23 protein-coding genes are annotated in these 26,260 nt (G+C 67.1%); 10 read left to right on the top strand and 13 right to left on the bottom strand.

Going from position 1 to position 26,260, the window contains the following annotated elements; genetic code table 11:
- Positions 1-41: 41 nt before the first annotated feature.
- A complete protein-coding gene (gene uvrA, locus K0O62_RS17240) occupies positions 42-2,957 on the top strand; it encodes an excinuclease ABC subunit UvrA (RefSeq protein ID WP_073859361.1) in 2,916 nt (971 codons plus the stop codon).
- Here the strand turns inward: uvrA and K0O62_RS17235 are convergent.
- From K0O62_RS17235 to K0O62_RS17210, 6 genes are all read right to left on the bottom strand, one after another.
- On the bottom strand, positions 2,947-3,744 hold the full coding sequence (locus K0O62_RS17235) for a TIGR03620 family F420-dependent LLM class oxidoreductase (protein WP_097934028.1): 798 nt from the start codon (positions 3,742-3,744) through the stop codon (positions 2,947-2,949). The two genes, uvrA and K0O62_RS17235, sit on opposite strands and share 11 nt — an antisense overlap.
- Positions 3,745-3,822: 78 nt before the next feature.
- On the bottom strand, positions 3,823-5,001 hold the full coding sequence (locus K0O62_RS17230) for a winged helix DNA-binding domain-containing protein (protein WP_073859359.1): 1,179 nt from the start codon (positions 4,999-5,001) through the stop codon (positions 3,823-3,825).
- Positions 5,001-5,315: a hypothetical protein gene (locus tag K0O62_RS17225; protein ID WP_073859358.1), complete on the bottom strand. Its 315-nt coding sequence runs from the start codon at positions 5,313-5,315 to the stop codon at positions 5,001-5,003. The genes K0O62_RS17230 and K0O62_RS17225 overlap by 1 nt, the downstream gene beginning before the upstream one ends.
- A gap of 113 nt (positions 5,316-5,428) precedes the next feature.
- Positions 5,429-6,712, bottom strand: coding sequence for an alpha/beta hydrolase (locus K0O62_RS17220; protein ID WP_234800292.1), 1,284 nt, complete (start codon positions 6,710-6,712; stop codon positions 5,429-5,431).
- Positions 6,713-6,754: 42 nt separating this feature from the next.
- Positions 6,755-10,093 (bottom strand): bifunctional lysylphosphatidylglycerol synthetase/lysine--tRNA ligase LysX, encoded by a 3,339-nt coding sequence (gene lysX, locus K0O62_RS17215; RefSeq protein WP_073859357.1) that lies wholly within the window; start codon positions 10,091-10,093, stop codon positions 6,755-6,757.
- Between the two features lie 81 nt (positions 10,094-10,174).
- Positions 10,175-10,534, bottom strand: a complete 360-nt coding sequence (locus K0O62_RS17210; protein WP_073859356.1) for a DUF1844 domain-containing protein — start codon at positions 10,532-10,534, stop codon at positions 10,175-10,177.
- Positions 10,535-10,744: 210 nt separating this feature from the next.
- On the opposite strand from K0O62_RS17210, the gene infC reads away from it, so the two are divergent.
- From infC to K0O62_RS17190, 4 genes are all read left to right on the top strand, one after another.
- On the top strand, positions 10,745-11,452 hold the full coding sequence (infC, locus tag K0O62_RS17205) for a translation initiation factor IF-3 (protein WP_073859355.1): 708 nt from the start codon (positions 10,745-10,747) through the stop codon (positions 11,450-11,452).
- A 24-nt stretch (positions 11,453-11,476) separates the two neighbouring features.
- On the top strand, positions 11,477-11,671 hold the full coding sequence (gene rpmI / locus K0O62_RS17200) for a 50S ribosomal protein L35 (protein ID WP_073859354.1): 195 nt from the start codon (positions 11,477-11,479) through the stop codon (positions 11,669-11,671).
- A gap of 64 nt (positions 11,672-11,735) precedes the next feature.
- Complete coding sequence (gene rplT, locus K0O62_RS17195) at positions 11,736-12,125, top strand: 50S ribosomal protein L20 (protein ID WP_073859353.1); 390 nt, start codon at positions 11,736-11,738, stop codon at positions 12,123-12,125.
- Complete coding sequence (locus K0O62_RS17190) at positions 12,122-12,889, top strand: TrmH family RNA methyltransferase (RefSeq protein ID WP_073859385.1); 768 nt, start codon at positions 12,122-12,124, stop codon at positions 12,887-12,889. Before rplT ends, K0O62_RS17190 begins: the two co-directional genes overlap by 4 nt.
- A 64-nt stretch (positions 12,890-12,953) precedes the next feature.
- On the opposite strand, the gene K0O62_RS17185 is transcribed toward K0O62_RS17190, so the two are convergent.
- From K0O62_RS17185 to K0O62_RS17160, 6 genes are all read right to left on the bottom strand, one after another.
- On the bottom strand, positions 12,954-14,195 hold the full coding sequence (locus tag K0O62_RS17185; RefSeq protein WP_073859352.1) for an acyl-CoA dehydrogenase family protein: 1,242 nt from the start codon (positions 14,193-14,195) through the stop codon (positions 12,954-12,956).
- 4 nt (positions 14,196-14,199) lie between these two features.
- The gene (locus K0O62_RS17180; protein ID WP_073859351.1) at positions 14,200-15,264 is read right to left on the bottom strand and encodes an oxygenase MpaB family protein; all 1,065 of its coding nucleotides are present in this window, start codon (positions 15,262-15,264) and stop codon (positions 14,200-14,202) included.
- 94 nt (positions 15,265-15,358) lie between these two features.
- A complete protein-coding gene (locus K0O62_RS17175; protein ID WP_073859350.1) occupies positions 15,359-16,024 on the bottom strand; it encodes a GntR family transcriptional regulator in 666 nt (221 codons plus the stop codon).
- 80 nt (positions 16,025-16,104) lie between these two features.
- Complete coding sequence (locus tag K0O62_RS17170; RefSeq protein ID WP_165637060.1) at positions 16,105-16,923, bottom strand: ABC transporter permease; 819 nt, start codon at positions 16,921-16,923, stop codon at positions 16,105-16,107.
- A 16-nt stretch (positions 16,924-16,939) separates the two neighbouring features.
- Positions 16,940-17,674, bottom strand: a complete 735-nt coding sequence (locus tag K0O62_RS17165; RefSeq protein WP_165637059.1) for an ABC transporter ATP-binding protein — start codon at positions 17,672-17,674, stop codon at positions 16,940-16,942.
- A gap of 67 nt (positions 17,675-17,741) precedes the next feature.
- Complete coding sequence (locus K0O62_RS17160; protein WP_073859349.1) at positions 17,742-18,836, bottom strand: ABC transporter substrate-binding protein; 1,095 nt, start codon at positions 18,834-18,836, stop codon at positions 17,742-17,744.
- Positions 18,837-19,053: 217 nt separating this feature from the next.
- Between K0O62_RS17160 and K0O62_RS17155 the strand changes: the two genes are divergently transcribed.
- Genes K0O62_RS17155 through K0O62_RS17135 form a run of 5 tightly spaced genes read left to right on the top strand, consistent with a single transcriptional unit; the run spans position 19,054 to position 24,789 of the window.
- Positions 19,054-20,274, top strand: a complete 1,221-nt coding sequence (locus K0O62_RS17155; protein ID WP_131817473.1) for a M20 family metallopeptidase — start codon at positions 19,054-19,056, stop codon at positions 20,272-20,274.
- A 23-nt stretch (positions 20,275-20,297) separates the two neighbouring features.
- Positions 20,298-21,299, top strand: a complete 1,002-nt coding sequence (locus K0O62_RS17150; protein ID WP_079244652.1) for an LLM class flavin-dependent oxidoreductase — start codon at positions 20,298-20,300, stop codon at positions 21,297-21,299.
- Between the two features lie 6 nt (positions 21,300-21,305).
- Positions 21,306-22,274 carry a 2,5-dihydroxypyridine 5,6-dioxygenase NicX family protein gene (locus tag K0O62_RS17145; RefSeq protein WP_131817472.1) on the top strand — a complete coding sequence of 323 codons (969 nt, stop codon included), beginning with the start codon at positions 21,306-21,308 and terminating at the stop codon, positions 22,272-22,274.
- Positions 22,274-23,365 carry an aminotransferase class I/II-fold pyridoxal phosphate-dependent enzyme gene (locus K0O62_RS17140; protein WP_073859382.1) on the top strand — a complete coding sequence of 364 codons (1,092 nt, stop codon included), beginning with the start codon at positions 22,274-22,276 and terminating at the stop codon, positions 23,363-23,365. The genes K0O62_RS17145 and K0O62_RS17140 overlap by 1 nt, the downstream gene beginning before the upstream one ends.
- Positions 23,362-24,789, top strand: coding sequence for an amidase (locus K0O62_RS17135; RefSeq protein WP_079244654.1), 1,428 nt, complete (start codon positions 23,362-23,364; stop codon positions 24,787-24,789). Before K0O62_RS17140 ends, K0O62_RS17135 begins: the two co-directional genes overlap by 4 nt.
- A gap of 31 nt (positions 24,790-24,820) precedes the next feature.
- Here K0O62_RS17135 and K0O62_RS17130 read toward each other — a convergent pair whose 3' ends face one another.
- Positions 24,821-26,251, bottom strand: a complete 1,431-nt coding sequence (locus K0O62_RS17130) for a GntP family permease (RefSeq protein ID WP_073859345.1) — start codon at positions 26,249-26,251, stop codon at positions 24,821-24,823.
- Positions 26,252-26,260 lie beyond the last annotated feature (9 nt).

Here is a 26,260-nt window from a genome sequence, read left to right as displayed (position 1 = left end):
CCTAGCATGGGCGATGAATTCTGTCTTGGGAGGAAACCCCGTTGTCTGACCGTCTGATCGTCAAGGGTGCGCGCGAGCACAATCTACGTGGCGTCGATCTTGATCTGCCACGCGACGCCCTGATCGTGTTCACCGGCCTGTCCGGCTCCGGTAAGTCCTCGCTGGCCTTCGACACGATCTTCGCCGAGGGGCAGCGCCGCTACGTCGAGTCGCTCTCGGCGTACGCCAGGCAGTTCCTCGGCCAGATGGACAAGCCGGACGTGGACTTCATCGAGGGCCTGTCCCCGGCGGTGTCCATCGACCAGAAGTCGACCAACCGCAACCCGCGCTCCACCGTGGGCACCATCACCGAGGTGTACGACTACCTGCGCCTGCTCTATGCCCGCGCCGGCACCCCGCATTGCCCGGTCTGCGGTGAGCGCATCGCGCGCCAGACCCCGCAGCAGATCGTCGACCAGGTGCTCGCCATGGAGGAGGGCACCAAGTTCCAGGTGCTCGCCCCGGTGGTGCGGACCCGCAAGGGTGAGTTCGTCGACCTGTTCGAGAAGCTCAACACCCAGGGCTACAGCCGGGTGCGCGTCGACGGGGTGGTCTACCCGTTGACCGACCCGCCCAAGCTCAAAAAGCAGGAGAAGCACGACATCGAGGTGGTCGTCGACCGCCTCACCGTGAAGGCCAGCAGCAAGCAGCGGCTGACCGATTCGGTGGAGACCGCGCTCGGGCTGGCCGACGGCATCCTGGTGCTCGACTTCGTCGACCGGGACGAGACCGATCCGCATCGTGAGCAGCGGTTCTCCGAGAAGCTGGCGTGCCCGAACGGACACGCCCTGGCCGTCGACGATCTGGAACCGCGGTCGTTCTCCTTCAACTCGCCCTACGGCGCCTGCCCGGAGTGCACCGGTCTGGGCATCAAGAAGGAGGTCGACCCGGACCTGGTGGTGCCCGACCCGGACCTCACGCTGGCCGAAGGCGCCGTCGCGCCGTGGTCGATGGGCCACACCGCGGAGTACTTCACCCGGATGATGTCCGGTCTCGGCGACGAGATGGGCTTCGACGTCGACACCCCGTGGAAGAAGCTGCCCGCCAAGGCGCGCAAGGCCATCCTGGAGGGCTCCGACCATCAGGTGCACGTCCGGTACAAGAACCGGTACGGCCGCACCCGGTCCTACTACGCGGACTTCGAGGGTGTGCTGGCCTTCCTGCAGCGCCGGATGGAGCAGACCGACTCCGAGCAGATGAAGGAGCGCTACGAGGGTTTCATGCGCGATATCCCCTGCCCGGAGTGCGAGGGGACCCGGCTCAAGCCCGAGATCCTGGCGGTCACGCTGGCCGCGGGTGTGCACGGCGAGAAGTCGATCGCCGAGGTCGCCGAACTGTCCATCGCCGACTGTGCGGTGTTCCTCAACGCGCTCACCCTGGGCCAGCGGGAACAGGCCATCGCCGGGCAGGTGCTCAAGGAGATCCAGTCCCGGCTCGGCTTCCTGCTCGACGTCGGCCTGGAATACCTGTCTCTGTCCCGGGCGGCGGCGACGCTGTCCGGCGGTGAGGCGCAACGCATCCGGCTCGCCACCCAGATCGGCTCCGGCCTGGTCGGGGTGCTCTACGTGCTCGACGAGCCGTCCATCGGGCTGCATCAGCGCGACAACCGCAAGCTCATCGACACCCTGGTGCGGCTGCGCAACCTGGGCAACACCCTGATCGTGGTGGAGCACGACCTGGACACCATCGCGCACGCCGACTGGGTCGTCGACATCGGCCCGTACGCCGGTGAGCACGGTGGCCGCATCGTGCACAGCGGCACCTACCGGGATCTGCTGAAGAATCCGGAATCCCTCACCGGCGCTTACCTTTCCGGCAAGGAAAGCATCGAGGTTCCGGCCATCCGGCGCCCGGTGGACCGCAAGCGTCAGCTCACCGTCGTCGGCGCACGCGAACACAACCTCAAAGAGGTCGACATCGCCTTCCCGCTCGGGGTGCTGACCTCGGTCACCGGGGTGTCCGGGTCGGGTAAGTCGACGCTGGTCAACGACATCCTGGCCACCGTGCTGGCCAACAAGCTCAACGGTGCGCGGCAGGTGCCCGGCCGGCACACCCGGATCAACGGTATCGACCAGCTCGACAAGTTGGTGCGCGTCGACCAGTCGCCGATCGGCCGCACCCCGCGGTCCAATCCGGCCACCTACACCGGGGTGTTCGACAAGATCCGCACCCTGTTCGCCGCGACGACCGAGGCGAAGGTGCGCGGCTACCAGCCCGGCCGGTTCTCGTTCAACGTCAAAGGTGGCCGCTGTGAGGCATGTTCGGGTGACGGCACGCTCAAGATCGAGATGAACTTCCTGCCCGATGTGTACGTGCCGTGCGAGGTGTGCCACGGTGCCCGGTACAACCGGGAGACCCTGGAGGTGCACTACAAGGGCAAGACCATCTCCGAGGTGCTGGACATGCCGATCGAGGAGGCCGCGGAGTTCTTCGAGAACATCACCTCGATTCACCGTTACCTCAAGACGCTGGTCGACGTCGGCCTCGGCTACGTGCGGCTCGGCCAGCCCGCGCCGACGCTGTCCGGCGGTGAAGCGCAGCGGGTGAAGCTGGCGGCTGAATTGCAGAAGCGCTCCACCGGTCGCACGATCTACATCCTCGACGAGCCGACCACCGGTCTGCACTTCGAGGACATCCGGAAGCTGCTCAAGGTGATCAACGGCCTTGTCGACAAGGGCAATACGGTGATCGTCATCGAACACAACCTCGATGTCATCAAGACCTCGGACTGGATCATCGACATGGGGCCCGAGGGCGGCGCCGGGGGCGGCACCATGGTGGCCGCCGGGACGCCGGAGGATGTCGCGGCGACGCCGGGCAGCTACACCGGGCAGTTCCTCGCCGAGATGCTCGACGAGGTGCAGGCACCCGCAGAGCCCGCGCCGAAGACCCGGAAGCGACGCAAGGTCAGCGCCTGACGCCCAGTGCCGAGGCCAGCTGGCGGGCGGCATCCAGGCCGCCCGGTTGCGAGCCGTCGGACAGCACACTGAAATAGACGTGGTCGGCGCCGGCGGTCAGGTGTCGTTGCGCGTGCGCCACGATGCCGGCGGGGGTGCCCCACGCGATCACGCTGTCCACCAGGGTGTCGCTCAACGTCCCGATGTCGTGTGCGGAGAAACCCTGTCGCCGTGCGGAATCCGTGTAGCTGCGCAGGCCCATCAGGAACCGTAGGGGGGCCCGCGCGCTCTCCCGGGCGGTGTCGGCATCGGTGTCGAGGACGCAGTACTGCCCGACGGCCAGCAGCGGGTTCGGCCCGAGTCGGCTCCGGGCGTGTGCGGTGTACTCGGGGGTGAACATCCCGGGGATGGCGCCGGCGAAGCGGTGGCGGGCGATATCGAGTTTGCGTGGCCCGAACGCCGCCAGCAGGCGCCGGTCCTGGGGTATCGCGTCGAGGCGATCGACATAGTCGGTCAACGCGGACAGCGGTTTGTGTTGCGAGGAACCGAGGCCGACCATGAGTCGGCCCGGTGCCGCGGTCTCGGCGTCGCGAAACAGGTCGACGACCTCCGCGGGTGTGAACACATCGGGCGGGATGATCGCCGGCGCGACGACGGCGTGGTCGGTGGCCGCCAGCAGGCCGGTGAGGACGTCCAGTCGGTCGAGTTGTCCGCCGTTGACCCAGAGCGTGCCGAAGCCGAGATTCTCGATGAGCCCGACGTCCGATGCGGCCGGGTCAACGGTGAAGCCGAAGTGACCGAGTTCCATGACGGTCACCGTAGAACCGGAACTGCGGTTGAGGTCAAGAGCGCGGTTATACGCCGTATCCATTGCCCTCTGGATCCCCTAACCCTCCGGCGGGCCCTTCGACAACGGGGACGGGAACCGCGGTTTGACGACCGTGCCGTCCAACCATTCGGTGAGGGCATCGGCCTTGCGCTGCAACTCCTGTCGGGCACCACGGTCCACCTCGGCCACGATCTGCGGCAGCACCCGGCCGTCGTCGGATTGCCGCCACGCACCGACCACCCGGCCGTTCACCCACGCGGTCGGGCCGGCATTGCCCCGGGTGTCGAACACCCGGTCGCCCAGCCCGTCGAGGTACCAGTCCCGGTCCACCCAGCCCATGGTGCTGAGATCGAGACCCGGCAACAGCGCGCACCACGGCCCGGCGTCGGGTTCGGGCTCCAGGTCATCGGGCAGCGCCACGCCGGGCGTGCCATGCAGATCCACCTCGACCGCACCGATATCGGCCAGTGCCCGCCGCGTCCAGGTGAGGGTGTGGCCGAACCACCACTTCACGTCTGCCACGGTGGCCGGGCCGAACGCCCGCAGCCAGGTGCGCACCAGTTCGGTACCGGACGCGTCCGGTGCCGACGGGCCCGACGACGCCGCACCGTCCAACCAGGAACCCGCGGACACCCACAGCGGACGCGACGATGTCCACCCGCCCTGATTCGGCCCGCGGACGACCGCCCCGCGCACGGCGAGCACCGTGATCACCCGCGGCGATAGGGGAGTCGCCCCGCCCCAGGGCTTTCCGGGTGCGGGATCCCAGGTTCCCGCCAATTCCGGGAGGGCAGTGCGCAATTGCGCCGCACTGGTCGGGCCGTTGGCCTCCAGATAGGCCAGCACCGCCGTGCACGCGGTCTGCAGCCATGCGGCGCCGTCGGCGGCCACCCCCGCCTTCTCGACATCGGCGATCAGCTTGCGGCTCTCGTTGGCGGCCACCCGGTCACTGGCGGCCGCCTGCACCGCGGGCAACGAGTCCGTGCAGATGGCCCATAGCGTACGCCGCATCGCCAGGTGCTTGAGCATCGTGCGGTCCCGGTACAGCACGGCGTCCAGGTCGGCGCGGTCGAATCCGGGAATCCGGGCCCACAGCGACAGATACGGTGTGGCGGGATCGGTGGCGTGCAGGCCGACCAGGCCGGCCGTCACCGTGGTGACATCGGTGCTCTGCGGGCCCAGGAAATGCCGCCGGGCCAGGCGGGCACGCCGCTCGGCGACGGTGAACGAGCGCACTAGTCCCGGTTCATCGATTCGCGGATCTGCTTCAGCTTCTCGGCGGCGGCCTGCTGGCGGGCCTCGTACTGCTCGGCCACCGAACGGCCCTCCGGCGTCTGCTCGGCGAGCTCGGTCGCGCCCAGCGCGGTGCCGTAGCGGTTCTCGATCTTCTCCCGCACCGCGTCGAAGGTCGGCACGCCGGCCTCGGTGTAGCCGGTCTCGGTGTGGCCGCTCTGGTGGGATTCCGGTGCCGATTCGACGAGCGCCGGCTCGCCCGGGACGACCTCGGCATCGATCGGGTCGACCTCGGAAGGCTGCTGGTCATCGGGCATGACGCCACGTTACCCGCTCAGAAGTCCGGGGATCGGTTGCGCGCCCTGGTACGGGGGAGAGTGGATGGCGTGCCGGACACCGTCCGGGCCGAAGAGCCGGCCGCTGAGGCCGACTACTGATCGGTCGTGCCGATCCGGCCGGCCAGCCAGGGCAGCGCCTCGGTGAAGGCGCGTGACGCGAACGGCCAGTCGTGCTGCCCGGGCCGGGTGGCCACCACGCACCGGATGCCGTATGCGGTGCCCAGGGCGGACAAGGTCTGCGCTGCGGCGGCGGTCTGGGGCGGTGGGGAGGTGCCGGCGCCGTTCACCGCGAACCAACCCGACACCCCGGTGTAGGGGCCGTGCCGGGTGATGACGGTGCTCGGGTCGAACGCGGCGTAGGCCGCCGCGTCCCCGCCGAACAGTCGCGCGATGGTCTGCGCCTTGGTGCCGGTGTTAGGCCTCAGATCGCCGGCGATGTCCTCGAACGTGGAGAACCGATCCGGGTGCATCACCGTCAGGTCCACCGCGCAGGTGCCGCCCATCGACCATCCGACAACACCCCAGTGTGCGGGGTCCGCGCTCACACCGAACGTCGAGATGACCTTCGGTACAACGTCGTTGAGGAGGTGGTCGGCCACCTTGCCGCGGGTTCCGTTGACGCACTCGGTGTCGTTGTTGAACGCGCCACCGACGTCGGCGAACACCAGCACCGGGGCTCTGCCGCCGTGTGCGGCCGCGAAGGTATCGGTGATGGTGACCGCGTTGCCGGCTCGCGCCCAGTCTGCCGGTGTGTTGAGTTCGCCGCCGATCATCAGCAGTGCGGGCAGCCGCGGCGGCGGATCCGAGGCGAACCAGGCAGGCGGCAGGTACACCAGCTCGCCGCGGTGCCGGAATCCCGAACCCGCGTGTCCGGTGTCGAACGGCACCAGGGAGCCGGTGCGGGGCACCACATGCCGGACCTCGTACGCCGCGACGGTGGCCATATCGGTCTGATCCGGCAGCGGTCCGGCAGTGAGTTGGTCCCATGCCGTCTGGGTGGTGGGCAGGTATCCGGTCCATTGATTCAGCGCCAGGGCCACGCACAGCGCGCACAGCGGGACGGCGGTCATCGCGGCGGCGCGCCGCCACCAGTGGGTCCGGCGCCAACCGGATGTCAGTGCCGCAACGGAGAACCCGGTCAGCCCGATCCACAGCCACAGCGCGTGCGGGGCAGGATCCCCGGCCAATCCCTGGTTGTCGACATACCAGTGCACGGCCACGGCCGCCCCCACGCCGAAGACCATCGCGATCCCGAAAGCCACCGGGTGCCGCCGCCGCAGACGGAGCGCGGCCATCAGCAACAGCAGTCCGGTGACCACCTGGACGGTCCCCGGCACCCAGCCGTGCGTCAACGACACCGTTGCCCACGTGCTCACCAGACCATGGTGGCGCTGTTGGCTGAAAAGCGGCTGTGACTTCTAGCGCGGTTTGGCCAGTGGGAACGGCAGGGTCTCGCGGATGCTGCGGCCGGTGATCAGCATGACCACCCGATCCACCCCCACCCCGAGACCGCCGGTCGGCGGCATGGCGTACTCGAGGGCCTGCAGGAAGTCCTCGTCGAGTTCCATCGCCTCCGGGTCGCCGCCCGCGGCCAGCAGCGACTGTTCCTGCAGTCGTTTGCGTTGCTCCACCGGATCGGTGAGTTCGCTGTAGGCGGTGCCGAGTTCGACGCCCCAGGCCACCAGGTCCCACCGCTCGGCGACGCCGGCGATGCTGCGGTGCGGCCGCGTCAACGGGGACACCGAGGTGGGGAAGTCCTTGTAGAACGTCGGGTGTTCGGTCTGCCCCTCGACCAACCGCTCGTACAGTTCGAGCACGACCGCGCCGGTGTCCCAGTGCGTCAGATACGGCACCCCGGCGTTGTCGCAGAGATCGCGCAGCCGGTCCAGGTCGGTGTCCGGGCCGATCTGTTCCCCGAGCGCCTCGGACACCGCGCCGTGCACCGTCTTCACCGGCCACTCCCCGGAGATGTCCACCGGCGTCAACGTGCCGTCGGGACCCGGCCGCATCACCACCTGGGCGCCGTTGGCGGCCTCGGCGGCCTTCTGGATCAGCTCCCGGCAGCCGTGCATCCACACGTTGTAGTCGGCGTGCGCCTGATAGGCCTCCAGCAGTGTGAATTCCGGATTGTGACTGAAATCCACGCCCTCGTTGCGGAACGCGCGACCCAGTTCGAAGACCCGCTCCACCCCGCCCACGCACAGCCGCTTGAGGTACAGCTCGGGTGCGATGCGCAGATACAGGTCGAGGTCGTAGGCGTTGATGTGGGTGATGAACGGTCGGGCGTTCGCCCCGCCGTGGATCTGCTGCAGGATCGGGGTCTCCACCTCGAGGAATCCCTTGCCGACCAAGGATTCCCGGATGGAGTGCAGGATGCGGCTGCGTGCGGTGATGAGATCGCGTGCATCGGTGTTGATGGCGAGATCGACATACCGGGTCCGGACCCGGGCCTCCGGATCGGTCAGACCCTTGTACTTGTCCGGCAGTGGCCGGAGGCATTTGCCGATCAGCCGCCACCGGGTCACCAGCAGCGACGGGGTGCCGTTGCGGCTGTGGCCCATGGTGCCGGTCACCTCGACCAGGTCACCGAGATCGATCGAGCCGGTGAAATCGGCGTTGTTGCCCTGGGTGAGCCGCGAATTGTCCAGCAGCAGTTGGACATCGCCGGACCAGTCGCGCAGCACGGCGAACAGCACACCGCCGTAGTCGCGCAACCGCAGGATCCGGCCCGCCACCGTCACGGTGACATCGGCGGCGGTGGTGGCCAGCGCCTGTTCGACGGTGTGGCTGGGTGCCTCGCCGACCGGGTAGGCGTCGACCCCGTTGTCCTGCAGCGCCTTCAGTTTCGCCATCCGGACCCGGACCTGCTCGGGCAGCCGGGCGTGGTCGTCGGCGGGTAGATCCTGCTGCAGCGCAGCGAGATCCGGGGCGCTGCCGTCGGAGTGCAGTAGGCCGCTGTCCACCAGGTTCTTCGGCGCGGCGACGTGCTCGCCGGTGTGTTCCTTGCGCCGCGAGAACGGCAGCACCAGGAAGCCCTCGGCGATCACCGAGGCCACCCCGACACGGGGGACCTCGCGGGCGTCCTCGTAGCAGGCGAACCGCGGAACCCATTCCGGCTGGTACTTCATGTTCGAGCGGTACAGCGTCTCCAGCTGCCACCACCGGGAGAAGAACACCAGCAAGGCGCGCCACAGCCGGGCGACCGGGCCGGCGCCGAGCTGGGCGCCCTGCTCGAACGCCGACCGGAACATCGCGAAGTTCAGCGAGATCCGGGTGATGCCGAGATCCTCGGCCTGCAGGCAGATCTCGCTGACCATCAGTTCGATGGTGCCGTTGGGGGACTGCGGCGAGCGCCGCATCACGTCCAGCGACACTCCGTTGGAACCCCACGGGACCAGCGAGAGCATGGCCACGACCTGATCCTCGGCCCCGTCGGTGTCGTCTCCGCTGCCGGCCTGCACCGCCTCGACCAGCAGACAGTCGCCGTCGGCGGGATCGCCCAACCGGCCCAACGCCATCGAGAACCCGCGTTCGGTCTCGGTGTCCCGCCAGGCGTCGGCGTGCCCGATGACCACCGCCATCGCGTCGGGGGTCAGGTCACGGTGCCGGCGGATACGAACCGTCAGGCCCGCGCGCCGGGCCCGGGTGACCGCCTGGCGCACCGGTTTCATGTCCGGGCCGGACAACTTGAACCGGTCGGGGTACAGGATGGCCTCGTCGCCGAGTTCGATGGCGTTCAGGCCGCCGTCGCGGAACGCCTGCGCCGCAGCGGCACTGGCGCCCATCACGCCGGGCGCCCAGCCGTAGGACCGGCACAGCTTGAGCCAGGCGTCGATCGCGGCCGGCCAGGACCGCGGGTCGCCGACCGGATCCCCACTGGCCAGACAGACACCCACCTCGACCCGGTAGGTGATGGCGGCGCGGCCGTTGGGTGCGAAGACCACCGACTTGTCGCGGCGGGTGGCGAAGTAGCCCAGCGAATCGTTCTTGCCGAACAGTTCCAGCAGCCCGCGAATGGCCGACTCGTCCTGCCCGGTCAGCGCATTGGCGGCACGCTGGGAGCGGAACAGCACGATCGCGGCGGCCACCAGGGCGAGCGCACCGAACAGGCCGAGCAGGGCGTTGATCAACACGCCGGGGTGCTGACCGTCGAACACCTCGGCGTCGACGCCGGCGAAGGCCACCACCCGGTTGGCCGCGTAGCCCAGCCGGTAGTCGCGCTCCAGCGTGCCGGGGAACAAGGACAGCAGACCCCAACCGACCAGGATGCCGACCGCCAGCCCGGCCAGCAGGGTGGCGACCGCCTTGACCAGCGCGCCGCGGCGAACCTTGGCCCAGAACTCGTGCCGGGCCAGCACCAGGAAGGAGATGGCGGCCAGGTGGAACACCAGGCCGATGACCTCGCCGATCTCCGCCATCACCGACTCGCCGCCGGTCAGCAGGTCGACGACGTTGAGCCCGGCCGCGGCCAACATGTACAGCACCAGGATCCACCAGGCGATGCTCTTGCGGGCGGCCAGCGCGGCCGCCAGCAGGGCCAGCACCACGGCCCAGGCGAAGCTGGTGTCCGGGAAGTTGAAGATGTAGTCGTTGACGAACTCGCGGGGCACCCGGATCGCCGAACGCACGAACGGCGAGATGCTCGCCACCAGCGACAGCGTCGCGATGACGCCGACGGTCCAGCCCGCGGCGGTCGGAACCCAGGCGAAACCGGATGGGCGCCGGGTCTTGCCGGGTGGGACTGTGGTGACCGTCATAGGGCGCGAGAATATGCGCTCGACGCCCCGATCGTGCGCTTCTACCAGCGCCGGGCGCGGTGTGTGGTCAGCACTGTGCGGTCACCAGACCGGGCCGGTGTACTTCTCGCCGGGGCCGTGGCCGGGCTCGTCCGGTGCCGCACTGGCCTCCCGGAAAGCCAGTTGCAGGCTCTTGAGGCCATCGCGCAGCGGTCCGGCGTGCAGGCCGAGGAACTCCGCGGAGGCGGTGACCAAGCCGGCCAGCGCGGTGATCAGCCGGCGGGCTTCGTCGAGGTCACGGTGTGGACTGTCGTCGGGATCCTCGGCGCCCAGCCCGATCTTCTCGGCGGCGGCGCTCATCAGCATGACGGCCGAACGGGTGATGACCTCGACGGCGGGAATCTCGGCGAGCTCCCTTACCTGGGGCTCTGCGTCGGAAGGAGTTTTCTGATCATCGGTCATGCCTGTTAGACTTGCACGATCGACCGTCCCGGCGAACGCCAGGGACAGCAAGTGGAGTCCCGCTCCCACCGCTGACCGTACAGGTCCAGCGGTCCGATCACAGGCATCCGCGGATGTCCTGTTCTGCGCATTCGCGTAGACGGCGAGAGCCGTGATCGGTCGGCATCGGGCCCTGCTATATGCAGGGCCGTTCTGCTCTTCGGAGCAGACATGCTGGTGGTGTGGCTTCTCCCTGCTGGCCCGGCGCTCCATACGGTCGTGGCACGAGCAGACAACGTAGGAGGCCCCATCAGCACTGAGACCCGCATCAACGAGCGTATCCGCGTACCTGAAGTCCGCCTTATCGGACCGAATGGCGAACAGGTAGGCATTGTTCGCATCGAGGATGCTCTCCGCGTCGCCGTTGACGCCGATCTCGATCTTGTCGAGGTAGCCCCAGACGCCAAACCCCCGGTTTGCAAGATCATGGACTACGGCAAGTTCAAGTACGAGACGGCACTCAAGGAGCGCGAGTCTCGCAAGAACCAGCAGCAGACCGTCGTCAAGGAGCAGAAGCTCCGGCCGAAGATCGACGATCACGACTACCAGACGAAGAAGGGCCATGTGGTCCGCTTCCTGGAGGCCGGGTCGAAGGTCAAGGTCACCATCATGTTCCGCGGTCGCGAGCAGTCCCGTCCCGAACTGGGTTACCGACTGCTGCAGCGCCTCGGCGCCGACGTGGCTGACTACGGTTTCGTCGAGACCTCCGCCAAGCAGGACGGCCGCAACATGACGATGGTGCTGGCGCCGCACCGCGGCGCGAAGACCCGCGCCAAGGCGGCCCACGACGCCGACGCCCCGACACCGCGCTCCGGCGGTGCAGCGGCACCGGCTGCGCCGGCTGAACCAACGCAGCCCACTGAGCCCACGCAGAACTGATCCACCACACGAACTGAGGACCACATGCCCAAGGCAAAAACTCACAGCGGCGCATCGAAGCGCTTCCGCGTCACCGGCAGCGGCAAGATCGTCCGCCAGAAGGCCGGCAAGCGCCACCTGCTTGAGCACAAGCCGAGCAAGCAGACCCGTCGTCTCGACGGCCGCACCGTCGTTGCCGCCAACGACACCGCCCGCGTCAAGAAGATGCTGAACGGCTGATTCGGCTCGACGGCGAAAGCCGTGGCTCTTACCAACTTTCCCCCGTACGAATAGGAACACTTTCATGGCACGCGTGAAGCGCGCAGTCAACGCTCAAAAGAAGCGGCGCACAGTACTCAAGGCGTCCAAGGGCTACCGCGGCCAGCGGTCGCGCCTGTACCGCAAGGCCAAGGAACAGCAGCTGCACTCCTTGACCTACGCCTACCGCGACCGTCGCGCTCGCAAGGGCGAGTTCCGCAAGCTGTGGATCTCCCGCATCAACGCTGCGGCCCGCGCCAACGACATCACCTACAACCGCCTGATCCAGGGCCTCAAGGCCGCCGGTGTCGAGGTGGACCGCAAGAACCTGTCCGAGATCGCCATCAGCGATCCGGCCGCGTTCACCGCGCTGGTCGAGGTTGCCAAGGCAGCCCTGCCGGAGGATGTCAACGCACCGTCGGGCGAAGCCGCCTGACACCCCTTACGGAAAAGTCCAATCGGGTAGCTGCGGCGATCAAGCTGCAGCGTCCCGCCGGACGTCGCCACGCCGCACGTTTCCTGGCCGAAGGTCCCAACCTGGTCGAGGCAGCGTTGCGGCGTGGCGTCGTTTCCGAGGTGTTCGTCACCGAGGATGCCCTCGCCCGCTTCGATTCGCTGATCGCCGGCGCACCGGTGCACGTGGTCACCGACAAGGCCGCGAAGGCGTTGTCGGACACCGTGACCCCGGTCGGGTTGATCGCGGTGTGCGACATCCCGGAGGTGGCCCTGGCCGATGTGCTGGACGGCCCGAAACTGGTCGCCGTCGCGGTCGAGACCTCGGATCCGGGTAATGCCGGCACCCTGATCCGGCTCGCCGACGCCATGGGCGCCGACGCGTTGATCCTGGCCGGGGACAGTGTCGATCCGTACAACCCGAAATGCCTGCGCTCCTCGGCGGGCAGCATCTTCGGGACCCGGGTGCTGTCGGTGCCCGACCCCGTCGACCTCGTCGGCGCACTGCGCGCGGTCGGGCTGCAGGTACTGGCCACCACGCTGGACGGGTCGGCACCGCTGCCGTCGGTGGATCTGAGCCGGCCGACGGCCTGGTTGTTCGGCTCCGAGGCGCACGGGTTGTCCCCGGAGGTCGCCGCCGCCGCCGACACCCAGGTGACCATCCCGATGCGGGGCAGCGCGGAAAGTCTCAACGTGGCGGCGGCCGCGGCGATCTGCCTCTACCAGAGCGCACAAGCCCTGGGCTGACGCGAGATTCACACCAGGGACGTCGCGTCACGCGAAACGGTCCCTGATGTGTTTCTCGACGGAATCAGTCGCTGAGCAGTCCCCGTGCCACGTGGGTGATCTGGACCTCGTTGCTGCCGGCGTAGATCATCAGCGACTTGGCGTCGCGGGCCAGCTGCTCCACCCGGTATTCGCTCATATAGCCGTTGCCGCCGAAGAGCTGCACAGCCTCCATCGCGACATCGGTGGCGGCCTGCGAGCAGTACCACTTGATCGCCGAGGCCTCCGCCAGTGAGATCGACTTACCCTCCTTGGCCGACTCGATGACGCGGAACAGCATGTTGCGCACGTTCATCCGGGCGACTTCCATGTTCGCCAGCTTCAGCTGGATCAGCTGGAACTGGCCGATCTCCTTGCCCCAGAGCACCCGGGTCTTGGCGTAATCGACCGACAGCCGCAGGCATTCCTCGATGACGCCGAGCGCCATCGCCGCCACCCCGATGCGTTCGGTGGAGAAGCTGGACCGGGCGCTGTCGCGGCCGTCGCCGGACTTGTTGTCCTCGGTCTCACCCAGCAGCCGGTCGCGGCCCAGGCGCACATTGTTGAAGAACAGCTCGCCGGTGCGTGAGGAATGAATGCCCATCTTGTGGAACGGCTTCGACTGCACGAAGCCCTCCATGCCCTTGTCCAGGACGAAGGTCAGCACCTTGCGGTCGCGCTTGTCGACACCCGGCTCGTCGAGCTTTGCGTAGACCACCACCACGTCCGCGTCGGGGCCGTTGGTGATGAATGTCTTCTGCCCGTTGAGGATGTAGTCGTCGCCGTCGCGGGTGACGTAGGACTTCATGCCGCCGAAGGCATCCGAGCCGGAATCCGGTTCGGTGATGGCCCAGGCGCCGATCTTCTCGTAGGTCACCAGGCCGGGCAGCCAGCGCTCCTGCTGGGCCAGGGTGCCGCGGCTCTGGATGGTCGGTACCGTCAGGCCCAGGCTGACACCCAATCCGGTGACGATGCCCATGGAGACCCGGCACAACTCGCTGATCAACACGAAACCCATGCCGGCCTGGTCGGGGCCGCCGCCGAACATGGACCCCGACGCCTTCGGGGTCTTGGCGGAGTCGCCGCCCTCGCGCAGCCGAGACAGCCTGCGCTCCAACGATTCCTTGGCCATCTGGTCGATACCGAAGGTGGCGAACAGCTTGCGGACGATGGGGTAGGGCTCCATCTCGCCGCTCTCCAGCGCATCGATATTCGGGCGGATCTCCTTGTCGATGAATTCCCGTACCGCATCGCGCACGGCGATATCGACGTCAGACCATTCCAGCATCGTGTCAAGCAACCTCTCGATTGGCTTCCGGCTTCCGGGGTGAGCGAAGCGACGGGAGTCGGCTCAGCCCGGCGAGCGAGAAGGTGGTGTGCACCAATGATCCCGCCCGGTCCAACAGGGAGCGCTGTGGGGGTTGGTAATGCATCGACAGACCGCGCCGATCCGGCGGCGGCGCCATGAACCCGGGCGCCTCCACCAGCGGGGCGTCGGCGGGTGCCCTGCCCGAGGCGCGCCGATAGGCGGCGACCGCGCGCGGATGCAGCCGGATCTCGTCGGGTACCGCGGTGAACGCCACCGAGACCGCCTTGCCCAGGAGCCGCAACAGGATCTCGTCGCCGGGGGTCCAGCGCATCCCGGCCTTCTCCCGTACCGGGGCATCGAACACCCCGGCGGCCACCCAGCGCTGCGCGTCGACCATCGGTTTGAACAGCTGATCCCAGACCGCGGTGGGCATCAGGACGAACCAGGGCTTGGGGATCCGCATGGTGAAGATGTCCAGGGTGGCCTGGTTGATCTCCAGCTCCTCGCGGCACTTGCGGTCCCAGTAGACCTGGAAGTCCTCCCAGCTGTCCGGCACCGGGCGCATGCTCATGCCGTACATCCGGTACCACTGCACGTGCTCGTCGAACAGTTGGTGCTTCTCGGCCTCGGTCAGCCCGCCGCAGAAGTACTCGGCGGTCTTGATGATGAGCATGAAGAAGGTGGCGTGCGCCCAGTAGAAGGTGTCCGGGTTGAGCGCGTGGTAGCGGCGTCCCTGCCCGTCGGTGCCCTTGATGTCCTTGTGGAAGCCCTTGATCTGCTCACCGGTCTGCGCGGCGCGGTCCCCGTCGTAGACCACGCCCATGATCGGGTACACCGAGCGGGCGACCCGCTGCAGCGGCTCACGCAGCAGGATCGAGTGGTCCTCGACGCCGGCGCCGAGTTCGGGATACATGTTCTGGATCGAACCGACCCATACCCCGAGCAGTCCGGTGCGCAGGTCACCGAAGTACTTCCAGGTCAGGGAATCGGGGCCGAGCGGGATGGCCGCCTGCTCGCTGGACGGTGCGGAATCTTGTGCTGCAGTCATGGCGTCCTCGTTGACCCTTGAACTACGGTGTCTGGCCACGATATGCCTGACAACGAACGTTGTCTACGTGCTCGGGTGGCGTGGCGGAAGGCCGTTACGAGTCCGCAACCATGCCCTCTTCGGTCGAGCGTAAGAGGGCGAGCAGATCGGCTTTGGTGTGGTCACTGTGCCTGAGCAGCCGATCCCTGGCCCGCTTCTGATTGCCGTCCCGGGCGGCCTTCACGATCTCGTTGTGCTCCTCGACGGAGGACTTGAATCGGGCCTCGGTCATAGTGTTCCGGCCGATGCGGCGAAAGTGCGTCGCGATCCGGTCGATGACTTCGCGGAGGACATCGTTGTCGATCGCGCTGAACAGGATCTCGTCGAACCGGTCGATCTCGGTGACGAGTTCGTCGTACTGCTCGGCCGCCAGCAGTTCCGTGGAACGTTGGACGTTGGCCAGCAGGGCCTTGGCGGCCGGTGAGTCCGGGTTCTCGGTGATCCGTTGCAGGCATTCGGCCTGGACGACGAACCGTGCCTCGTAGAGGTGGTCGAAGTCGCGCGCGGTGTACCACTTGGCGCGGGCCCCCCGGTACGGGGCGATTTCGACGAGGCCGTCACTTTCCAGACGAGCCAGGGCTTCCCTGATCGGAGTCTTGCTCACCCCGAACCGTTCGGAGAGCGGGATTTCTTTGAGCGCTGCGCCGGGAGGGATCTCCTGAGAGATGAGGTCCTCGCGAAGCCGTTGGTAGACACGGTCTTTAACCTGTTGAAGATCCATCGAAGGCCCTGCGCTCGAGTTCGGAGGAACTGTCGACCCTGACACGGTCGATGAACCGGTGATGATAGTTGATTCGGCGGTCAAGAGCGATCCCGCCAATAGACGAGCTTCTTGTCGATGAGCTCGACGATGCCGTAGAGCACCAGACCGAAGAACATCAGCGCGATGATCACGGCGAACGAGGACGCGACATCGAGCTGGAAGCTGAAGGTCTTGGACAGTACGCCCATTCCGACCGAAGCACCGACGAATTCGGCGACGATGGCACCGATCAGCGCCAGGGTGACCGCGTTCTTGATGCCGGCAAGAATCAGCGGCAGGGAGGCCGGCAGGGTGAGTTCGCGGTACTCCTGCCAGCGGCTGGCGCCGAACGACCGCATGAGGGTACGGGCGTCGCGATCCACCGTCTCCATCCCGACGAGCACATTGAGCAGCAGCGGGAAGAAGCAAATGGTTGCTGCCATAACGATCTTCGACTCGAGGCCGAAGCCGAACCAGGTCAGGAAGATCGGTGCGAACGCAATTCGCGGGGTGATCTGGAATGCGACGACGATGGGGTACAGGGCCCGTCTCGCCAGGTCCGACATGCCGAGCAGGGTGCCCAGCACCCAGGCCGTCACGATGCCGATGAGAAACCCTGCCAGGGTCTCGGTCATGGTGGCTTGTGCGGCCTCCCAGAAGAACGGTTCGGTGATCATTGCAGCCAGACTGCTCATGATCGCCGACGGTGCCGGCAGGATGAGCTGGTTCACCCAGTCGAGGGTGACCACCGTTTCCCAGATCGCGATGATCGTCAGCACTACCGAGGTCGGGGGCCAGGTCCGGCGCCAAATCGAGGATGCCCGGCTGGGTTCCGGTGGCAGGACCGGTTGGGTGAAGGTGCTGTCCGGCGAGCTCATGATCATCTCCTCACGTTCACAGATAGGCGGCGATGGAGCCACGAACCTCGGCCGCGAGCTCGATGGCAGCCGCTGAGGTGGCCTGACTGGCGGTACGCGGACGGGGCAGCGCGATGTCGATGACGTCGACGACGCCACCGGGCCGAGGTCTCATGGTGACGATCCGGTCGGACAGGAACACCGCTTCGGTGATGTTGTGCGTCACGAACAAGGTCGTGCGGCCATGCTCGTCGTGCAGACGCGCAAGCTCGACATTCAGTCGCTCCCTTGTGAATTCGTCGAGGGCCGAGAACGGCTCGTCCATCAGTAGTACCGGCGGGTCGGTGGCGAGCGCGCGGGCCAGGCTGACTCGCTGTTTCATTCCACCTGACAGCTCCCACACCTGTTTGGTCGCGAAATCGCCCAGACCGGTGAGCTCCAGGAAATGCATGGCTGCATCCTTGGCCTCCGACGCAGTGCTGCCCTGCAGCTTGGCCGGCAACATCACGTTTTCCAGCACGTTCTTCCAGGGAAAGAGCACGGGGCGTTGCAACATGATCGACACGTCGGTGCGGTCCGCCCTCGCCGGGCTGCCTGCGATGCTGACCCGGCCGGAGGTGGCTTCGGTGAGGCCCGCCACGATGTGCAGCAGGGTGGATTTTCCGCAGCCGCTGGGGCCGAGCAGAGAGACGAACTCGCCCTCGGCGATGTCGAGGTCGATCCGGTCCAGCGCAGCCACCGGGCCACTGTCGCTCCGGTAGACCTTGGTCACCGCCTCGACCCGGATCGCGGAGCCGGTGGCCGTGTGGTCACCGGTCGTGATCCGGGCCGAGACTGCCTCACGGCGCATACTGCTGTGCATCCTTTTGTACGGCGGGCAGGTCGATGTCGGAGTATTCGGACTGGAGGTCGGCGATGTCCTCGCCGGTGCCGATGGCGACGGGGTCGACGGTGCCTTCGATCACCCCGGAATCGGCTAACACCTTCACGGTGGTCTCCCAGCCGTCAGCGGTCACCGCGCCGTACGGGGTACCGGGCTGGTAGTTGCCGGCGTAGCGGCGGACCTCGTCGAAGTACACCTTCGCGTAGTTCATGTCGGTGCATTCCTCCGGCACCGCCTTGCACACGATGTCCAGTGCACCTTCGGGATTGGCGTCGATGAATGCTGCGCCCTTGGTGTAGGCGCGGGCGATCTTGACGCCGATCTCCCGCTTGGCGGGATCGGCCAAGGCTGCGGCGGTGGTCACCATGCAGTCGCCGGGAATGACGTCCAGCGAGCTCGGGGTGATATCGGTGAATTTGTTTCCGGCCGCGGTGAAGGTGGCCAGATCGGCGAAGCTGGTGGCGTAGGCGTCCACCGTCCCGTTCTGCAAGGCGGTCAGCGACTGCGGGCCCGCACCGCCGATCGGCAGCAGGGTGACGTCGGCTCCAGGCTTCATCCCGGCTTCGGCCAACGCCGCGTTCACGATCGGCTCCTCGCCGCCGCCGGCCTCGGTGATCCCGAGCGTCTTGCCGCGCAGATCGGCCACCGAGGCGACGTCCGACCCCTCAGGGGTCACGATGATGAAGATATTGCTGGCCGGGTAGCACATCGGAATGCGCAGGTTGGGATCCTTCTCGGCGGCCACCACGGCACTGGCCGCGCCGGAGAAGCCGTAGTCGAGATTGCCGGAGATCAACTGCTGCGTGACAAAGCCTGAGCCGTCGGCCTCTTCGATGGTCAGATCCAACCCTTCGTCGGCGAAGTAGCCCTGCTCTTCCGCGACGACCAACGGGGACCAGAAGATTCCGCGGGGGAACGGAAGCATCAGTGTGGCGGCCGTGGCTCCGTCGGCATCGGTGCTGGATTCCGAAGTCTTGCCGGATGAGCACCCGGCAAGAGCGAGGGCGGTTGCGGCGGCCGCGCTGGCGGCGACCCAGGTGGACATCTTCATGGGCGCGGGATCCTCCAAGTGGGTACGGACGGTCAATCGAATCTTGACGATAGTATTCAATCGATCGGTTACTTGCGGTTTCAATGAAGAAAACGTTGTGTTACGAGCCGCTCGCGGCGATAAAAGACCATGTCAAAGCGATACTAATGTGATGTCTACGAGTTGACTGTGTTCGGCAGCCGCTCATATATTGTCGTTAATCGAGGAGGAAACTGGCGTGATAGCGACATCCGATGCTCAGACGTTGGCCATCGTCGACAAGCACATCGACATCGACCGGCTGGTGACGACCGTGCAGGAAATCTGCCGGATCCCCAGCGTGCTGGGCGAGGAAGGTGCGTACTCGGCCTACCTCGTGGACATGATGCGCAGATCCGGATTCGATGCAGCGGCATCCCAGCCCGTCCTCCCGGATCGGCCGAACGCCACCGGACACATCGATTTCGGTACCGGTGGCCGGACCGTGGTGCTGACCGGGCACATCGACACCAAGCCGCCGTCGCACGGATGGACGCTCACCGAACCGTACTCGGGGGAGTTGATCGACGGCGCGATCTACGGCCAAGGAATCATGGACATGAAGGCGGCCCTGGTATGCCAGCTGATCGCCATGGAAGCCCTGCGCGCCAGTGGAATCGAACTCAACGGCAGACTGGCCTTCGCCGGCGTCGTCGATCACATGGGCGACCAGCGCGGGGCCATCGAGTACTTTGCGCATCACGATGCCGATCTGGCGGTGCTCGGCGAGTGCTCGGGCAGTCAGGTTTATCTGGGTCATCGCGGCCGGTACTACTTCGACATCACCGTGCGCGGACTGAGCGCCCACACCTGCCATAAGCCGACCGCGATCAATGCGAACCTCCTTGCCGCACACGCCATCATCGAACTGGACGCGTCGAAACTGGAGCCGCAGCTTGAGGACTGGGTGCTTGAACTGTTCGGCCCGGAGACCTACATGGTGCCAGGCCGGGTGTACGGCGGGCTGCCACCCGGCGGGCCGTCGATGATTCCCGACGAATGCGTCATCCGGGTGGACTGCCGGCCGCAGCCGGGCGTGACGATCGAGCAGGTACGCGCCGAGATCGACCGCTGTTTGGACGGTGCGCGGGAACGCGACCCGCGGTTCCAGGCCGAGGTGGTGCTCGCCGACGTCAAGGACGGTTACCTGGTGAAGCGCGACGATGAGGTGGCCGCCACCATGATCCGGGCGTTGGCCGCAGTCCGCGGACACGAATCACCGGTCTCGGTAGGCAATTGGTTGGGCGACACTTCCAGTGTCGGGCACCAGGTTCCCACCATCATCTTCGGTCCGGGCTCTGAGCGCGCCTACGCGGCGAACGAGCACCTGACCGTGGACGAGATCGTGGAGGCGGCCCGCGCATACGCCATGTTCGCGGCGCTGAGCATGTCCCCGGACCCCACCCGCGACACCCTCTGACATCGAGACAAGGACATTTCGCCATGCTTGTGGGAGCAGCCCTGCAACCCGTCTACGCCGCAGATGAATTCGGCGGCATCGTCACCGCCATGGAAGGCTGGGGCATCGACCAGTTGTGGTTGACCGATTCCTCCATGCACGCGAAGTGCTGCTACTCGTTCGCGACGCTGGCCGCGCTGCACAGCCGCACGATGACTATCGGCACGGCTGTCACCAACCCGATCACCAGGCATCCCGGGGTGAGCGCGGTTGCGGCCCTGACCCAGCACGAGATATCCCGCGGACGGTTCCGGTACGGGATCGGAGCCGGGGACCGACCGCTGCTGGCGTTGGGATACAAACCCGCCAGGCTGGCCGTCCTGGAGGACGCGATCACGGCCACCCGGAGACTCTGGGCGGGTGAAGAAGTCACCTGGGAGGCAAACGGATTCAGTCTCGACAAGGCTCACGTCCGGTATGGCGCGCCGGCGCAGATCCCGCTCTATGTATCGGCGAGTGGGCCCAAGACGCTGGAGATGGCCGGCCGCGTCGCCGACGGCGTCATCCTGCTGGCCGGTCTGCACCCCGAGGGCCTGCAGTACGCGATCAGCCACATCGAGCGTGGTGCCGAGAAGGCAGGGCGTGATGCCCGTCCGTCGATCACCGTTTTCGGGTACGGCGCCATCGACGATGACGAGGAGATCGCCCTGGCGGCCGGTCGCACCATCGCGGCCTGGTTCCCACAGACCGCTCCCGAGTACTGCCGACTGGCCGGACTGCCCGAGGACATCGCGCAGCGGGTCAAGTCCGCATACGGCGGGGGAGAATTCCAAGAGGCCGCCGACGCCGCCCGACTGCTGCCGGACGACTTTGTCCGGCGGATGTCACTGTGCGGCGACAAATCGGTAGTGCGTGACCATCTGAAGACGATGGCAGAACTCGGGATCGATTGTTTCGCCGCGTTTCCCACCACCGACAGCGTCGAATCCCGGCTGCGGACCGTGCAGGTGCTCGCCGAGGTCGCCGCCGAGATCAAGGCCGAATAGAAGCGCATGTCAACCCTTCCCGAGCGCACCGTCTCCCGTGTTCTGGATACCTGTCTGGGAGTACGTGCTGACGAAACCGTGGTGCTGCTCATCGATGGCGGCACAGATCAGGCGGTGGTCCGCGGGCTTGAGCTCGGGCTCGACGCACGTGCCGCACACGTCCGCATCGTCACGGTGCCCCGCTACGACCTGCCCGGCTCCGAAGCCACCGCACATGCCGCCCAGGCACTGCTGGACGCGGACGCCGCGATCGAACTGACGTCGGTGTTCATCGGTTCCAACCAGGCGCGGCGGCGGGCCACCGATGCGGGCCGCCGCTACCTGGCCATGCCCGGCGTCACGACGCAGACCTTTCGTCTCGGCGGGCCCTACGACGTCGACTTCGATGCGCTGTCCGTCACCACGCGGGCCATCGCGGCACTGTGGGAGAGCTCCGATACCTTCCGGCTCACCACGCCTGCGGGCACGGACCTGTCCGGTTCGATCAGAGGGCGAAAAGGCCGTGCGCTCACCGGAATCGCGCGTGACCCGGGCGCTTATATGGCGCCGCCCGACATCGAGTCGGGCACCGCCCCGGTGGAATCATCCGCATCGGGGGTCGTGGTGATCGACGGTGACTACCTGTTCATGGGGGCCGGACCGTGCCGGGAGGCTTCGACGTTGCACATCCGCGACGGCGTACTGGTCGGAACCGACGGCGACGAGGCCGCCCGGCTGACCGAGATGATGGCGCGGTGCGCGGATCCGAGGATGACGAACCTGGCCGAGGTCGCCATCGGCCTCAACCCACAGGGCTCGGTATGCGGTGTGGCAATGGAGACCGAGTCATCACTCGGTAGTGCCCACATCGCCTTCGGTAACTCCGTCGCCTATGGCGGAACGGTGGATGCGGTGGCTCATCTGGACTGTGTGATGCAAAGCGCCACTCTGTATTTCGATGATGTGCCGCGCGTTGTGGAAGGGAAGGTGTTGTGATGGGCGGGCCGGTCCTACCCTCGTTCGAGGAACTACTCGGTCGAGACGATGTGATCTGGATGGGGCAGAACACCACGCACCTCGATCCGGCGCCCGAGGTACTCGCGGCACTGGCCGATAGCACCCGGCGGCACGAATTCCAGGTCTACGCCCCGTCCGCCGGATTCACCGAGCTGCGGGAACTGATCGTCGCGGACCTGGGTCTGCCAGGTTTCGACGCGTGGGTGGTCGACGGCGCGGTGGCGGGCCTGCACCACGTGTGTACGACGCTGGCGCCCAGGATCTCTCGTCTGATCACCAGCGACCCGGGATGGCCGTGGCCGGCGCGCTTCGTCGGCGTCGGCGGTGTACCCGTCAGTGCATTGCCGGTCTTCGAACAGCCGAACCGGCTACTGTCCGCAGGGCAGATCGCCGAGGTGGTCGAGCCGGGTTCGCTGATCTACCTGATCGATCCGCTCAACCCGCTCGGAAGCTCTTATACCGCAGCCGAACTGGCCGATATCGTGGAGGTGGCCCGGCAGTCGGGGTCCTACCTGATCCACGACGCCACCTATCGGCATTTCGCCGACGGGCACACGCTGGCGGCGACGATGTATCCCGAACGAACCTTCACCACCTACAGCTTCTCGAAGTGGCTGGGGCTGGCCGGATTGCGGGTGGGCGCGGTGGTGGCCGCACCGGAGTTGCTCGCCGAGGTGATGGCCGTACCCGCCAACCCGCTCGGCGCCGGCATTCAGGGGCAGCGCGCCGCGATCGCCGGGCTGCGCATCCGGGATCGCTGGTTGCCCGATCTGCGGCGGGTGAACCGGCGGAACCTCGACGCGATCGAAACGACCGTCGCCGGTTCAGGTGTCGGCTCTGTGGTGGTGCCCCGCTCGCAGGGCAATTTCCTGGCGATCGACATCACCGACAGTGGCTGGACGTCCGACGAGTTGTGCCGCCGGATTCTCGAGGAGACGGGAGTGTTCATCCGGCCCGGGACCTACCAGTCGCCCATCTTCGGGGAACGGTTCGTCAAGGTGAGCACGTCTGTTCCGCCGGCCTGGGCGGACACCTTCAGCGAGGCTTGGCGAACGGTGGCGGTCCGATGACCTTCGTCGACCTCGACCTGGCGGAATACGCCGCCAGCAGTGCGGTGGCACTCGGGCGCCGGATCGCCGCCGGCGAACTGTCTCCGGTCCACCTCGTCGAGTGCGCGCTGGCCGTTGCGAACCGGGAAGAGCCCGCGGTGAACGCCTATGCGGCGCTGATGCCCGAACGTGCGCGGTCCATAGCCGTCCAGCGGGAGGCCGAGGCGCGTGCCGGGTTGCTGCGCAGCGTGATCCACGGTGTACCGATCGCGGCCAAGGACAACATGTACATCGAGGGGCAGCCGTGCTGGAAAGGCTCGCTGACCACCTCCGACGATCCGGTCACGGAGTCCTCACCGATGGTGGCGCGACTCGAGGAGGCCGGCACGGTCATCATCGGCCGCGCGACGACACCGGAGTTCGGCTGGAAAGGAGCCGGCAATTCGCCCCGCACCGGTGTGACCCGCAATCCCTGGAACACCGCGTGCAACACCGGCGGTTCGAGTGCCGGATCGGGCGCCACCGTCGCCACCGGCGCGGTCCCGATCGCCACGGGCACCGACGCCGGCGGATCGATCCGGATTCCGGCGTCCTTCTGCGGCGCGGTCGGCTTCAAACCCACCTTGGGCGCGATCCCGGTGTGGCCCGGGACGGTCAACGAGAACCTTTCGCACGCCGGTCCGTTGACCCGATTCGTGGACGACGCCGCGGCGGTGTTCGGGCTGACCTGTGGCCCGGACAGCCGTGATCCACAATCCGCATTCTCGATCCGGGTGCCCGTGGACCCGGCGGCGCGGTTGCGTGTCGGGGTGGTCCGCGAACCGTTCGGGGTACCTCCGGGCGCCGAGGTCGCCGAGGTCTTCGATGCGGCGATCAGGCTGTTGACCGATGCCGGGGTCGCCGAACTGACCGAGATCACCCTGGATCGCGCCGCACCCCTGGAGATCTTCGACGGGCTGTGGGTGACCGGACGAGGGCTCGGCTTCGCCGAGGTGATCCGAGCCCATCGCGACGTCATGGATCCCGGGCTGGCCCGGCTCGCGATCCTGGCCGAGGACTATTCGCTGGCCGACTTCTTCGCCGTGACACAGCAGCGGCGCGCATTCAACGAGTGGGCCTTCGGGCTGTTCGACCGTTGGGATCTGCTGGTGATGCCGACGATGCCGTTGACCGCTTTCGCCGCCGAGGCCGAGGTACCCAGCGGGGGACACGCCGATGCGCCGCTGCCGTGGGCCACCTGGACCCCCTACACCTACCCGTTCAACATCTCCGGTCAGCCGGCGCTGTCGCTGCCCATCGGCCTCTCGAACCGTGACCTGCCGGTCGGCCTGCAGATCGTGGGGCCCTGGTCGGCGGATCTGCAGGTGCTGTCCTTCGCCGGGCGGTGTGAGTCGGCACTGGCCCCACTCAACCCCCGCCGAACTGCTCCTTCGACCGGAGTCTGACCTCACCGTTGCTGTCGACCCGTTCAGGTCCTCAGGCCAGCGCCCACAAGCCGAGGCTGATCACGAAGGCGCTCAGGCCCAGGGTGGTCTCCATGACCGTCCAGGTCTTGAGCGTCGTCTTCACGTCCAGGCCGAAGAACCGGCTGACGAGCCAGAAGCCCGAATCGTTGACGTGGGAGAGCACCGTCGCGCCGGCCGCGATCGCCACCACCAGCGCCGTGAGCTGCAGACTGCTCAGGTCCGCCGCGGCGACCGAAGCGCTCAGCAGTCCCGCCGTGGTGGTCAGTGCGACGGTGGCCGAGCCCTGTGCGACGCGGAGCAAGGTGGCGATGAGGAACGCCTGCAGGATCAGCGAGATACCGAGGTTCGACAGGGAGCCGCTGAGCGCGTCGCCGATACCGCTGAGTCGCAGCACGCCACCGAACATTCCGCCGGCGCCGGTGATCAGGATGACCGCGCAGATCGGGCCGAGCGCGTTGTCGAGGATATCGCTGACATCGGCCATCGAGCGTCCACGCAAGCCCAGCGTCAATGTCGCCACGATCACCGTGATCAGCAGGGCAATCGAGGTGGTTCCGATCAGCTTGAGATAGTTCGCCCAGGTGGCGCCCTCCTCGATGACACCGGCGGTCATCAGGGTGTCCAGCACGGTGTTGAACGAGATCAACACGAACGGCAGCAGCAGCACGCCGAGCACCGTCGCGAAGGCGGGGGCGGTCCGGGTGGCGACGCCGGCCTGGCCCGGCCCGGATGTGCTGTCCGTGCCGGAGTCGATGTCGCGGCCGCCGTTGATCTCACCGAACAGCGAGGTCGGGATATCGACGTGGATCCGCTTCCCGATGGCCTGGGACACCAGGTATGCACCGACATACCAGGACGCGACGGCGACCGGCGCGCCGACGAGCAGGGTGAGGCCGATGTTGGCACCCAGCAGTTCGGCCGCGGCCACCGGACCGGGGTGGGGCGGCACCAGGGCGTGCATCGCCGCGAAGGCGCCGGCGGCCGGGAACGCGTACAGCAGAATCGAGCCGCCGAAGCGCCGTGCCACCGTCATGATGATCGGCAGGAACACCACCAGTCCGGCGTCGAAGAAGATCGGGAAGCCGAACAGCAGGGCGGCCACGCCGAGGGCGAACGGCGCGCGCTTCTCGCCGAAGCGGCTGATCAGCGTGTCGGCGAGGACCTGGGCACCGCCGGTGATCTCCAGGAGCCGGCCGATCATGACGCCGAACCCGACCAGCAGGGCGACCGAGCCCAACGTGTTGGAGAAGCCGAAGGACAGCGCGCTCGGCACATCGGCCACCGGGATGCCGGCCGCCACTGCGGTCAGCAGGCTCACCAGCACCAGCGCCACGAAGGCATGCAGCTTGACCTTGATGATCAGGAACAGCAGCAGCGCGACCGCGGCCGCGGCGATCAGCAGCAGCGTGGCGGTTCCGTATGCCGGGTCAATTGCCTCCATGAGATCCCC

Source organism: Mycolicibacterium diernhoferi (genome assembly GCF_019456655.1).
In the GTDB taxonomy this organism is placed as follows: domain Bacteria; phylum Actinomycetota; class Actinomycetes; order Mycobacteriales; family Mycobacteriaceae; genus Mycobacterium; species Mycobacterium diernhoferi.
The sequence above is the reverse complement of the archived record's forward strand: the minus strand, read 5'-3'. Positions and strand labels throughout refer to the sequence as shown.